This window comes from Knoellia sinensis KCTC 19936, assembly GCF_000768705.1.
In the GTDB taxonomy this organism is placed as follows: Bacteria; Actinomycetota; Actinomycetes; order Actinomycetales; family Dermatophilaceae; genus Knoellia; species Knoellia sinensis.
This window is the reverse complement of sequence record NZ_AVPJ01000005.1, coordinates 231,276-244,424: the sequence shown is the minus strand read 5'-3', so window position 1 is coordinate 244,424 and position 13,149 is coordinate 231,276. Positions and strand designations below refer to the sequence as shown.

The following is a 13,149-nucleotide window of genomic DNA, read 5'->3' as shown; positions in this document are numbered from 1 at the left end:
TCTGTCTGGTCACCCAATGGTTCCCACCGGAGAACGGCGCCGTCGTTCCCGAGTCCATGGCGCGATCCCTGGTTGAACGCGGGCACACCGTTGAAGTCCTGACCGGCTTCCCGAACTACCCCGAAGGCCGCCTGCATGACGGCTGGCGGATCCGGCACTACCAACGCGATGAGTTCGCCCCCGGGATCACGGTCCATCGTGCGCCGCTCTGGCCGAATCACGAGCCAAGCGCCGTCAAGCGGATGGCCAACTACCTGAGCTTTGCTGCCGGCGCCACCGCTGTTGCCCTGACACGAATCCCGCGACCCGACGTATGGCTCACCTATTCGTCTCCAGCGACAGCCGCTCTTCCGGCCATGTTGGCTCGCCGCGGGGTTCGGGCCCCATCCGCGATGGTCGTTCAGGACTTGTGGCCCGACAGTGTGACCGGCAGCGGATTCCTCCCGGGGCGAGCGTCCAAGACACTGGATCGGGCCATTGCACCGTTCTGTCATTTGACCTACCGCCACGCACGGCGGATCGGTGTCATCTCGCCAGGGATGGCGGATGTGCTCATTGCACGCGGAGTGAATCCGGAAAAGATCCGTCACACGCCAAACTCTGTTGATGCTTCCCGGCTCGAAACAGCCCAGCCCGCAGACCTTCACGCGGAGTTGGGCGCCGCAGGAGAACGCATCTTTCTGTATGCCGGGAACATGGGTCCTATGCAGGACCTCGTGCCGCTCGTCAGGGCATTCGACGGCGTGCACGGTGCCCACCTGCTGCTTGTCGGCGATGGCGTCGAGCGCTCATTGATCGAGGCTGCTGCGGCCGAGGTCGTGAACGTCCACGTTCGACCCCCTGTCCCGACCGAGGAAGTCGGCCGGCTCATCATGGGCGCCGACGTTCAGGTGGTCTCATTGCGCGACACCGCCCTCCTCAGAGTCACGATGCCAAGCAAGGTGCAAACGTCGCTGGCCAGCGGCAAACCGACTCTTGTCCATGCGGCTGGGGACGCAGCCGCACTAATCGTGGATTCACAAGCAGGTCTTGCAGCTCGTCCGGGCGAGGTGGAGTCAATCCGCCGAGCCATTCGCACAATCGTCGAGGCCTCCAGCGAACAACTCGCCGCCATGGGCCAACGGGCGAGGCATGCCTTCGACGAACGATTCAGTCCATCCGCCGCGGGCCTGCAGCTGGAGGCAATGCTCCTGTCCGCTCTTGACGACGAGGAACGATGACACAGTTCGACAATGCCACCGTGACGATCACTGGGGGAACAGGTTCGTTCGGCTCCACCATGGTCCACGCCCTGTTGGACCGGGGGGTCGGCAGGATCAACATTCTGAGTCGCGACGAGGCCAAGCAGGACGAAATGCGTCAGCGGCTCGGAGACTCCCGGGTCAAGTTCTTCCTCGGTGACGTCCGCGACTACTCCAGCGTCGAGGACGCCGTGACTGGGGCGGATTATGTCTTCCACGCAGCTGCGCTCAAGCAGGTTCCATCATGTGAGTTCTTCCCGGAGCAGGCAGTCAAGACGAACGTGGTGGGATCCCGTAACGTCATCCGGGCTTCGCACCAGTCAGGCGTCCGCTCCGTCGTGTGCCTCAGCACGGACAAGGCCGTCTACCCCGTGAATGCCATGGGGATGAGCAAAGGCCTCATGGAGAAAACCGCTCAAGCCTTCGCACGCAATCACCCTGCATCGCCGACAACGGTGTCGATCACGCGATACGGCAACGTCATGTACTCGCGTGGCTCGGTGATCCCACTGTTCGTGCGACAACTGAAAGAGGGCACGCCCCTCACCGTCACTGAACCGACAATGACGCGGTACTTGATGTCCCTGCAGGAGTCGGTCGACCTCGTCGAGCATGCGTTCCTCAACGCCTCCCCCGGCGACCTCTTCGTCAAGAAGGCGCCCGCTTGCACGGTCGAGACTTTGGCCCGAGCCGTGTCGATTGTTCTCGGCTACGGGGACCCCGAAGTGCGTCGAATTGGGATGCGACACGGCGAGAAGATGTTCGAGACCCTGCTCACGCGCGAGGAACTGATCAAGTCTGAGGACCAGGGGGACTACTTCCGAGTCCCGCTCGACGCCCGGTCCCTCGAGTACGAACTCTTCGTGGAGGAGGGCGAGCCGGGTGAGGTCGACCTGGTCGACTACGACTCCAACACGACTGAACAGATGGGCGTTGAGCAGACCTGCGACCTTCTCCGGACTCTCCCGGAGATCCAGGCAGTGCTCGCGGAGTCGGCGCGATGAAGGTCGTCGTCACCGGTGCGGCAGGGTTCCTCGGCTGGCACACGCGCCTTCGTCTCCGCGCGCTCACAGAGCACGAGGTCGTGCCCGTCGCTCGCGATCAGTGGGCTGATCTGTCCACTCATCTGGCTGACGCCGATGCCGTGATCCACATCGCGGGGGTCAACCGTGGCGACGACAGGGCTGTCCACGAGGGCAACCTCAGCCTTGCGCGTGACCTTGCAGGCGCAATCTCCCGTGCTGGTCACGCAATGCGCGTCGTCTACGCCAACTCGATCCAAGATGGGAACGGCTCCGCCTACGGCTCGGGCAAGGCGGAGGCGCGCGAGGTCCTCGCCGCGGCCATGGAGGCCACCGGTGGCTCCCTCGTCGACGTGCGGCTGCCGAATCTCTTTGGGGAGCATGGTCGGCCGGCATACAACTCGTTCGTTGCAACGTTCGTGCACGCGGTTCGCGACGGTGTCACTCCCCAAGTGAACGATGCGAAGGTCGGCCTGCTCCACGTACAGAGCGCAGCCCAAGCACTCATTGACGGCTTGGGAGGCGACGGGCGCCGCATCGACGCGAAGGGCACTCCCGTCGGCGTACAGGAGGTCCTCGATCTCCTCCAGGAGTTCAAGGCCTCGTACGATACCGGCGAGATCCCTGACCTCTCGAGCCCGCTGCGCATCGACCTGTTCAACACCTACCGGGCCTCGCTCTTCCCGCAGCATGCACCGATCGCGCTCACCCCCCACTCGGACCCGCGAGGCACCTACGTGGAACTGGTTCGCGTCCGTGGCGGCGGCGGACAATCCTCGTTCTCCACCACTGTTCCCGGTGTCACTCGCGGCGAGCACTTCCACTTGAAGAAGATCGAACGCTTCGCCGTCATCTCAGGTCAGGCTCGCATCGAGCTCCGCAAGATGTTCACTGAGGACGTGTTCGAGTTCGACGTCTCAGGGGACACACCGTGCGCGATTGACATGCCGGTGGGGTGGGTCCACAACATCACCAACACCGGGGATGACACGCTGGTGACCCAGTTCTGGTCTCACGCGCTGCACGACCCCGCAGACCCGGACACGTACTACGAAAACGTTCGAGCCAAGGGAGACCCGGCATGAAGGTCATGACCATCGTCGGGACCCGCCCCGAGCTTATCCGTCTCTCTCGAGTGATCCACCGTCTCGACCAGACCGTGGAGCACGTTCTCGTGCACACGGGGCAGAACTACGACTACGCCCTGAACGAGGTCTTCTTCAAGGACCTTGGCATCCGCAAGCCGGACCACATGCTCGGTGTCGACACGTCCAGCCTGGGTGCGGTGCTCGGCGGCACCCTCATCGCCGCCGAGAAGGTCATGCTCGAGGAGGCACCCGACGCCGTCCTCGTCCTCGGCGACACCAACTCGTGTATCGCGGCCGTGATGGCCAAGCGGCTGCGGATCCCGACGTACCACATGGAGGCGGGCAACCGCTGCTTTGACGAGAATGTCCCCGAGGAGACGAACCGGCGACTCGTCGACCACGTCGCGGACTTCAATCTCGTCTACACAGAGCACGGTCGCCGCAATCTGCTCGCCGAAGGACTTCACCCGCGACGCATCCTCAAAACGGGGTCGCCGATGCGCGAGGTTCTTAACTCCTATCGCGACCAGATCCTCGCCTCCGACGTGCTTGAGCGGCTCGGCCTAGACGAGGGCCGCTATTTCCTTGTGAGCGCTCACCGTGAAGAGAACGTCGACTCGCCCGAACGTCTCCGCGCGCTCCTCGGTTGCCTTACCGCCGTCCGCGCCGAGTTCGACTTGCCCGTGTTCGTCTCCACCCACCCCCGCACGCGCAAGCGCCTCAAGGCCCTAGACGACTGGAGCGCCCCAGAAGGAATCACCTTCAGCGACCCTCTCGGCTTCCACGACTACAACAAGCTGCAACTCGCTGCGGCGTGCTGCCTCTCGGACTCCGGGACCATCGCCGAGGAGTCCACGCTGTTGGGCTTCCCTGCGGTGACCCTGCGTGACTCAATCGAGCGGCCCGAAGCCCTTGACACTGGCGGCATCATAATGACCGGACTCGACGCCGGTGACGTTGTCGCCGGCGTGCGTGCCGCCATGCACACACCGCGAGAACGTGACGGCATCGGCCACCTTACGCCCGAGGACTACCTCATCGACAACACAAGCGAGCGGACCGTCAACTTCATCCTCTCTACTGCGCATCGGCATCATGGCTGGGCCGGAATTCGCAAACAAGCCGAACCGTTATGATCTGGATTTCGCTGCTGGGCCTCGCCCTCTGCTTAAACTTCCTGCTACTTGCCCCGGGCCCGCGCGTTTCCGGCTTCGTCGCAGTCTCACTCCTAATGGCTGGTCACACACAGGCACTCACCTTTGGCCCCAGTGGCTACGTCGTGCGTGCGCTCGGATTGGCCGTGCTAATCTACGCTGCGCGCGAGAGCCTGGCGCCACAAGTAGAACAAACTCCTGGCCGACGATTAGTCAGGGCATTTGCAGTCGTCGGGATAGTGCCCTTCCTTTTCGCTGTCATCAACACCGGCTCCACTACCGCCTCTGGGGCCGCCCTCATTTTCGGTGTCGCCGTTTTCGCATTGATCCTAGTCGCACAGAATGCACACGCGAGGGAGATTGCGGAAGGAGCGATGGCAGCGGCCAGCTTGGCCACCATGATCTCACTGGTTCTCTATTTAGCCGCACCGGGAATTGCATTGGGGGGCACTCGGCTTAGGGGCATTTTCGCGAACGCGAACACGATGGGCTTCGTGGCTGCCACTGTCGTCCTATCGATCCTGGTCAGACGAGTTCGATTCCGACCAAGTACCATAATTGCCTTGGCGCCGGCGCTAGTCGCCCTCCTGCTCAGCGGGAGTCGCGCACCCGTGGGCGCGCTGGCGGCAGCTGCTTTAGTGATAGCAGCGCAAGCACTGATCCAAGGAAGCTTCCGACGCGTAGTGTTGCTCTTGGGCATGGCTGCAACTGTCGGGATATCCATAGCAATCGCCGGGGAGGATGCGACAGATACACTCCTACGATCAGGCAACAGTCGGGAAGAAGGCACCTACTACGCGCTCCATACCGCGCAATGGTCCTGGACGTCCGGGGTGGGCTACGGCCAGTCCGCAATCGAAATTGCTTCTACGCCACTGCGATGGCTGGCAGAGGTCGGCATCGTGGCAGGCGTTTCAGTGCTCATCGCCTATGGCGTCGTCATCTTCATGTCAGTTCGCAACAGCGCAAGCGCGACCGCTGTAGCATCGTTCGGGATTGTGAGCTCTCTCTTTGAAGGTTGGTATTTCGCAGGTGGTTCAGCACTCTTCATTCTCCACTGGCTCGTTCTCCTCGCTTCTTTCGGACAAGCCAAGAACCCTCTTCATCACAGAACTGCCGACCCCGCAGAGGGCTCCGGTCTTCGACTCGATGGCAGAAATAACCCACGACTTCGGCGTCCTATACTTGGGACGCGACAGCCCCGCCCACGGCTGGGGAGACGTCGCCATAAACCATCCTCACGCATTTATACCTGACACCGGCGCCACGGCATTACACCTAGCTAAACATCTACTGAGCGCTGGTAGACCTCACGTGCTCGCTTCGTTCGGATACAGAGGACCGGTACGGCAACTTGCCCTGGGCGTCGCGCGTGCAAGAGGCATCACCATTGTCACGCGCAGCGATTCGAACATCGCCAGCCTCACGGCTGAACATTCCGTGAAGCGACTGGTGCGCCGACAGGCGCTCAGACTAGCCTTCCCACCCAGGACTCGCGTGTGGACGGTTGGGACTGCCAATGAGCGCTACTGGGCGGAGTACGTGGGACGGTCGAATAGCATTCGAATCCCCTATAGCACGCCCGACCTGCCTCAGTCGACTGGAATACAACCATCAAGTCGCACCTCAAGTGCGGCCACCCTCAAGTTTCTCTACGTCGGTCGGCTATCCCCAGAGAAGCGCGTTGATCTGCTCATCCAGACCTTTCGATCATTAGCCGCTGACTTCGCCCGCCACTGGCGACTAGATATCGTAGGAGATGGTCCAGAGTCAGAGCGGCTGCGGGCGTTGGCAGGGAGCGATCCGCGGATCCACTTTCATGGAGCAAAACAATATCAGGATTTGGACGAACACTACCTCGTGGCAGACGCTCTCGTTCTGCCATCACATATCGAGCCGTGGGGGCTAGTTGTCAACGAAGCCATGGCATTTGGCTGCCGCGTTATCGTGTCCGACCAAGTTGGCGCATCCGAACTCGTCACGCACCCAGCTATCGGTTCGATCTTTCGAACAGGCGATTCCGAATCCCTGGCTGCTGCCATGGTCGAGACTACTCAGCACCTGAACCGCCGCCCAATTGCGCCCTATGACCCCACGAGCGACATGCTCGCCGATCTTCGTGGTTTGGGTGGTGTCACCGCCACAAACAAGACGGGGTTCGTGCCCCCTGATCAGGGCCCGTGGTCGAAGCGCACTAGTTTCGGAGGGGCGGTCGTGCGCGAGTCCTTGCGCGCCGTGGGCGTGGATGCGATTCCCGCATCAGTCTCGCTCGTAGAGACCGCCACGTCCTGGCGCCCACCGAAAACCATCCTGGTCCAAAGCGCTTGGAACGTGATTCCTCGCCGCGATTTTCTGCGTCTCATTCGCCCGTACCCCCTCCGAATGCAGGCGAAAGCACTAGCCCGTCGCATTGTTGCAGCTAGAGCCATACGCGCAGCAGAACGCGTCGTTTGCTTGACTTCGTACCTTGGCGAGGTCGTCCGGACGAACTTTGCGGTGGACGTGACCGTGGCCGAGGCGACCGCCCCCCTTGATCATTGGCGCACGTCAAATGACCAATTGTCTTACAGAGATCCTTGCTTGGCGATCGTAGTAGGTACGGTGACGTGGTACAAGCGCCCAGACCTAGCACTTCGGGTCCTCAAGGAGCGACGCCCTCAGGTTCGGCGAGTCAGATTTCTTGGGCGGGACGACGGGTCGGGCGCGTGGGCGCACGTTCGAGACGTCGCGAACGCGTTGGGGCTCTCAGTTGAAAGTGACGTGGTTTCGCATTCACAGATCAGACTGGAATATGCAAAGGCAGGCGTCTGCGTGCTCCCGAGCGCTCTGGAAAGTTTGGGCTTCGGATTGAGCGAGGCTCTGCTTCTCAGCGAGGATGTTCTAGCGAGCTCAATTCCGCCTCACGTAGAAATTGCTCGGAGGATCGGGCGCAGTCCCGAGTGGATACACGTACGCGAGGACGGGTTGCCTCCCGACGAAGACCAGTCCCATGAGGGAAGAACGCTTACCCAGGCATTGGCGCACGCGGAATGGACTCGCGTGGCACAGGCCCTCGGCCTGACGGCCACGAATGCGGAACGCGGCCGGGAAAGCCTTGGTTAGCCACTGGCACATTGGGGAGAACGACGACTGCTCCCACAGCGAGGTGGCTTTTCAGCGTCGGGCTGACGAAGTGGCTCTGCTCGGACAACACAAGGGCGGAGAGCGTGGACTTCATCCTCTACACGGCGACCGGCACCACGTGTGGTTGGGAAGCAGATGATGCATTCGCTGGCTCACGCTGGAATCGACACAATCGCCTCGCCCACCTTCTCAACGCGTTCGAGCACTCCTGTGGCCTCGCAAGGTGCAGAGCGGCCGATGCCGTGGAACCCGAGACCCGCTCCCACGACGAACTCCTCTGACGAAACATGATCAGGCAACTTTTACGGAGGCAGGCCCCGCTAGCACCGTTGGGCGTGGCCGCGAACGCCGGCGCCGCCGCCCTCATCCTAGTTATCGCGACTCGACGGGGTGACTTCGCAGACATCGGCGGCTTCACCGCTGGCGCCTCAGCCGGCGCGTTCGCGGCCGCCGGCCTCTCGGGCGGAACGTCACTTAGCTATGTAACAGGCTCTCGGGAACAACGAGCAACAATTCGCCGCCTCCGAAGTACCTGGGTCCCCATGCTCCTGCTCCTAGCTGGGGTGGCGCTCACCCTCGCGTACGCCGCAACGACTGAACTCCCGGTCTGGGCCGTCGCCATGGGCGCACTCTCTGTGTGCTTTACCAATATGTCGGAACTACGTTCCAACGACCTTCAGCGAGAAGAACAAATTCTTCGCCTGCATGCCTGCACGGTTGGGGCAAAAATCGTCGCGGTTCTCGCCACCTGGGTCGCCTCAATCGATTTTTCGACCGCCATGACACTGGCGGCGGCCCTAACGTACCTCCTCTTGCGTGTGCTTAAGCGGGGTGAAAGGGAGCAACGTGGGAACACCGTACGCGGCATAGAAGGACTTCGGCTCGCCTACGACCCACACCTGATTGGAGTGTCCATAGCCTCGATTCTCTCATTGAGGCTCCCGTTTCTGGTTGCCCCGTACGTCATGACACCAGTCCAAACGGGTGCCTTCGCCACCCTCCTCTCCACGCAGCAGTACGTGAACACGTTCTTAACAACGGGCCTGTACACCGTCATGGCCATACGTGCAAAGAACCGAGCCAATGCTCAGCTTGAGCCGCGGATGGCGCGGCTTGAACGCGCATATCTGGCCGGGTCGTTCGCCGTGTGCTTTGTGCTGCTCCTGGCAGGGCCAGCCATCCTAGGCGTCCTCGGCTTTGATTCCAAGGCTGAAACAACCCTATGGGCGGTCCTCATCGTGATTGCGATCCCCGCGCACACTTTGAATCGCGCAGCCCAGTATCGCTTTCACGCCAGCCAAGACGGGTCAAGTGCCCTGAGGGTTCTGTCCTGGATCACGGGCATCGCGCTTGGGCTCAGTTTTGCAGCTCTGATATTCGACGCTCCGCTCGCTGTGGCCCTAATCCCTTTGGTATCCGAAGCACTCGTAGCCCCCATTGTTTACTGTTGGGCGAGATCGATGCACCCACCCCGCTCGAATGGTCGAACCTGATCTGGACTCAGCGTCGCCCACGCGCCGATTCGATGCTGTACCGGACACGCTGGCCGGAGCCCCGCAGACCAACCTTGAAACCGTCCACACGCAGGCCGTGATCGTGAGTTCGGCCATGTGGACCCCTCTTTCTCCCGCCCCCGCGGACCCGACTCGTGCCACCGGGGTACGAGTCGGGGCGCACCAGTTACCTTCGCCAGGTGGCTCATCAAGGAATCGGGAACGCTATCGGGGGAATTGTCTGAGGAGGGTGAGCCCGCAACTGGTGGTCCGGTCAATTCAGCCACCCCCACCACGCTCGCTTCTCGACGGTACCTACGGACGACATCGTGTGGTGCCTTTTGAGCAGCCCACTTCCCATTTGGTCAGTCGCCCGTTGCCCCCGTGGTCCATATTCGTCGCGATGGCGAGCGGTCTGACTTGGTCACCGTCTGCACTCAGTCGCGGTTGAAGAGGTCGCGGGTGTAGACCTTGTCCGCGACGTCGTCCAGCGCGTCGCTCACGCGGTTCGCCACGATCACATCCGACCGCTTCTTGAACTCGTCCAGGTCCCGAATCACCTCGGAGTTGTAGAAGCGATCCTCCTCGAGCGCCGGCTCGAAGAGCACGACCTCGACCCCCTTGGCCTTGATGCGCTTCATGATCCCCTGGATGCTCGACACCCTGAAGTTGTCCGAGCCGGCCTTCATGATGAGCCGATACATGCCGACCACGCGCGGCTTGCGCCGCAGGATGTCCGTCGCGATGAAGTCCTTGCGGGTCGTGTTCGAGTCGACGATCGCGCGGATGAGGTTCTGCGGCACCTGGTCGTAGTTCGCGAGCAGCTGCTTCGTGTCCTTGGGCAGGCAGTAGCCGCCATACCCAAAGGACGGATTGTTGTAGTGCGAGCCGATCCGGGGGTCCAACCCGACCCCGTCGATGATGGAACGGGTGTCGAGACCGTGCGACACGGCATACGTGTCGAGTTCGTTGAAGTAGGCGACCCGCATCGCGAGGAACGTGTTCGCGAAAAGTTTGATCGCCTCGGCCTCGGTAGGGTCTGTGTGCAGGACCGGCACGTCCGCGTCCAGCGCACCTTCGACGAGCATCTCGCCGAACCGAACCGCCGCCTCCGAGTGCCCGCCGATGACGACGCGGCTCGGGTGGAGGTTGTCATGGAGCGCGCGCCCCTCACGGAGGAACTCCGGCGAGAACACGATGTCGAGCCCCGGGTACTCCTCACGTAACCGCTCCGTGAACCCCACCGGCACCGTCGACTTCACGACGACACAGGCCTCCGGCGCGAGCGACGCCACTGAGGCGACGACCGACTCCACCGAGGACGTGTTGAAGAAGTTGCGCTCCGGGTCGTAGTCCGTCGGCGTCGCGACGACGACATAGTCCGAGCCGGGGAGCGCCTCCTCCGCGGACTTCGTGGCGGTGAGCGAGAGCTCCCGATGAGCGAGGTAGTCCTCGAGCTCCGGATCGACCAACGGCGACTCGCGCCGGTTCACCTGGTCGACCCGCTCGGGATTGAGGTCCACGGCGACGACCTCGTGGTGCTGCGCGAGAACCACGGCATTGGACAGGCCGACGTATCCCAGGCCCACGACGGTGATCTTCACGGCGGCCACGCTACCGGGGCGCCTCTCGAGTTGACGATCCCGCTCGGCCCATGCCTACTGTGGTTGTCCGTGAAATCCCGAGACGCTGGCCTCGACGGCCTCCGAATCCTGGCCATCCTGGCCGTGGTCGGAGGCCATGTCTTTGTCACTCCTCTCGTGCGTCACCTCGTCTATCCGTGGCACGTCCCCGTCTTCTTCTTCTTGACGGGCTACCTCTGGCGGACGCACCGCCCCATCGGCGATGAGGTTCGGAGTCGGGGCTCGACGTTGCTCAAGCCCTATGTCTTCTGGCTCGCGTTGCTGTTCATCCCCTACCTCGTCGAGCTCGGCGCCCACGACGAGCTCTCCCGCTCGACGGCCCTCGAGCCCGTCCACGGAGGACGGCCCGCCATCGGCACCTACGGCACCTTCTGGTTCGTCACCGTCCTCTTCACCTCGACCATCCTGTGGCGCCTCCTCAGTGCCGCGACCGTCGCGGGTCGAGTCGTCGTCGTCGCAGTCGGGGTGACCCTTGGCGCCCTCTTCGGCCCAGAACTGGCGTCTCTCCCGCTGGCCGTGGGAAGCGCACTCCCGGCCCTGGCCTTCCTCGCCGCCGGTCAGGTGGCTCGAAGTTCCATGCCGAAGGAACCCAAGGGAGGAATCCCGATCGCCCTCGCCACCGTGGCCGGCGCAGCAGCACTCGTGGCCTTCGGAGTGTCCGAGCCTGTCGACATCAAGCAGGGCGACTGGGGAACCCCGGTGCTGAGCACGCTCGTCGCCATCGCCATCAGCTGGTCGCTCGTCGTGATCGCCAACCGCACGTCACGGGCGATATCCCCGCGGGTCGAAGCAGCCGTCACCACCGCCGCCCTCTCCGGTTTGACCGTGGTCCTCCTGCATCCGTTCCTCATCACAGCCTGGTCGGCACTGGGCGTCCCACGACCCCTCACCTTCGTCACAGCGACGGTGACGAGCGCACTGGTGGGCTGGGCCGCGCTTCACACGCCCCTCTCCCAGTGGGTCACCGGGGCCCCGCGCCGCACCAAGCGGCGAGACGCGACCACGCCGTCCCAGCCACACCGATCGCAGCGCGAGAAGGTCCCGGTCTAGGCCCTGCCCACACCTCGTGATCCGCACGTGAGAGACACGAGCACCGTCACATCACCCATCGCGCGGGGCCCGTGGTCCAGAATGGGCGCCATGCAGATCCCTGAGATGACCAAGCGCCTCTTGGCGGAGTTCGTCGGCACCTTCTGGCTCGTCTTCGGAGGCTGTGGCGCCGCGATGTATGCCGCCGGCTTCCTGTCGACGCCGACGCTCGGCTCCGGCGCCCCCACGCATCTCGGGATCGGCTTCCTGGGCGTTGCCCTCGCCTTCGGCTTGACGGTCGTGACGATGGCGTATGCCGTGGGGCACGTTTCCGGGGCCCACTTCAACCCGGCCGTGACGATCGGCCTCTCTGTTGCCAAGCGCTTCGTGTGGAAGGACGTGCCGGGCTACGTCATCGCGCAGGTGCTCGGTGGTCTCGCCGCCGGTGGCGCCCTGTGGGCCATCGCCCGCGGGCGTGACGGCTTCGTCGCCGAGGGAAACATGGCGGCCAACGGCTTCGCCGAGAACTCCCCCGGCGGCTACTCGATGATTGCCGTGCTGTGCGCCGAGGTGCTGCTGACGATGTTCTTCGTCTACGTCATCCTCGGTGTGACCCGCGACGCCGCCCCCACCGGGTTTGCGCCGCTGGCCATCGGCCTCATGCTGACGCTCATCCACCTCATCTCCATCCCGATCTCCAACACGTCGGTCAACCCGGCCCGTTCGACGGGTGTCGCGTTCTTCAACGGTGCGGGTGCTCCGGGGCAGCTGTGGCTCTTCTGGCTCGCGCCGATCATCGGTGCCGCGATCGCCGGCGCGACGTTCCACCTCATCACCGGCGTCGACCGTCGGGACGACGACATCACCGGCATGGTGCGTGCCGAGGACGAGCTCGTGCCCGACGGCGTCGACCCCAACGCCGCCCGCCCCATCGACTGACCCGCCCCACCCCAGCCACGCCCCAACTTTTGCTCCCCATGAGGGGACCTGAAGGGATCGTGCCGCGCCGTTGCCTAGCGCCAACAGCTGACCAATTGCCCGCCACTGCACGGCGAGCGCAGCGAACGGGTGCAATGGCGGCAATAAGGCGCAGGTGGGTCCTACATTGGACATGTGAGCGCAGACACGGCGCACGAGGCCAACGGGGAGCCCGACGCTGAAGATCGCCCGATGCCTCAACGCAGCCTCCCCGCGACCGAACTGATCGCACGAGCGAAGCGCACCCCCAAGGTGGACCCGGACCGGTTACGCCGGGAGATCGACGAGGTCTTGGACCAGTCACTGTGACGCCAGTGCCGAGGCGCGCGGGGGTGAGGTTGCCCTTGTCGGCACGCACGACTACCATTGAATCAACTT

General features: G+C 63.3%; 10 protein-coding genes. 9 read left to right on the top strand and 1 reads right to left on the bottom strand.

What is annotated here, in order from left to right:
• Nucleotides 1–56: 56 nt before the first annotated feature.
• The 6 genes from N802_RS19895 (at nt 57) to N802_RS09120 (ending at nt 9,121) form a co-directional block, all read left to right on the top strand.
• Nucleotides 57–1,220 carry a glycosyltransferase gene (locus tag N802_RS19895; RefSeq protein ID WP_156971342.1) on the top strand — a complete coding sequence of 388 codons (1,164 nt, stop codon included), beginning with the start codon at nt 57–59 and terminating at the stop codon, nt 1,218–1,220.
• A complete protein-coding gene (locus tag N802_RS09140; protein WP_035914977.1) occupies nt 1,217–2,245 on the top strand; it encodes a polysaccharide biosynthesis protein in 1,029 nt (342 codons plus the stop codon). Before N802_RS19895 ends, N802_RS09140 begins: the two co-directional genes overlap by 4 nt.
• Entirely contained in the window at nt 2,242–3,348 is a 1,107-nt protein-coding gene (locus N802_RS09135) for a polysaccharide biosynthesis C-terminal domain-containing protein (protein ID WP_035914973.1), read from the top strand. Before N802_RS09140 ends, N802_RS09135 begins: the two co-directional genes overlap by 4 nt.
• Nucleotides 3,345–4,487, top strand: coding sequence for a non-hydrolyzing UDP-N-acetylglucosamine 2-epimerase (wecB, locus tag N802_RS09130; RefSeq protein ID WP_035914972.1), 1,143 nt, complete (start codon nt 3,345–3,347; stop codon nt 4,485–4,487). The genes N802_RS09135 and wecB overlap by 4 nt, the downstream gene beginning before the upstream one ends.
• 1,167 nt (nt 4,488–5,654) lie before the next feature.
• Complete coding sequence (locus N802_RS21105; RefSeq protein ID WP_425402473.1) at nt 5,655–7,607, top strand: glycosyltransferase; 1,953 nt, start codon at nt 5,655–5,657, stop codon at nt 7,605–7,607.
• A gap of 563 nt (nt 7,608–8,170) precedes the next feature.
• Nucleotides 8,171–9,121, top strand: coding sequence for a hypothetical protein (locus tag N802_RS09120; RefSeq protein ID WP_035914967.1), 951 nt, complete (start codon nt 8,171–8,173; stop codon nt 9,119–9,121).
• Between the two features lie 437 nt (nt 9,122–9,558).
• Here the strand turns inward: N802_RS09120 and N802_RS09115 are convergent, their stop codons facing one another.
• Nucleotides 9,559–10,725: a nucleotide sugar dehydrogenase gene (locus tag N802_RS09115; RefSeq protein ID WP_035915182.1), complete on the bottom strand. Its 1,167-nt coding sequence runs from the start codon at nt 10,723–10,725 to the stop codon at nt 9,559–9,561.
• A gap of 69 nt (nt 10,726–10,794) precedes the next feature.
• Here N802_RS09115 and N802_RS09110 point away from each other — a divergent pair, with 69 nt between their 5' ends.
• The 3 genes from N802_RS09110 (at nt 10,795) to N802_RS20205 (ending at nt 13,080) form a co-directional block, all read left to right on the top strand.
• Nucleotides 10,795–11,814, top strand: coding sequence for an acyltransferase family protein (locus N802_RS09110; protein WP_052109685.1), 1,020 nt, complete (start codon nt 10,795–10,797; stop codon nt 11,812–11,814).
• Between the two features lie 81 nt (nt 11,815–11,895).
• Nucleotides 11,896–12,732 carry an aquaporin Z gene (aqpZ, locus tag N802_RS09105; RefSeq protein WP_425402469.1) on the top strand — a complete coding sequence of 279 codons (837 nt, stop codon included), beginning with the start codon at nt 11,896–11,898 and terminating at the stop codon, nt 12,730–12,732.
• 174 nt (nt 12,733–12,906) lie between these two features.
• The gene (locus N802_RS20205; RefSeq protein WP_156971340.1) at nt 12,907–13,080 is read left to right on the top strand and encodes a hypothetical protein; all 174 of its coding nucleotides are present in this window, start codon (nt 12,907–12,909) and stop codon (nt 13,078–13,080) included.
• Nucleotides 13,081–13,149 lie beyond the last annotated feature (69 nt).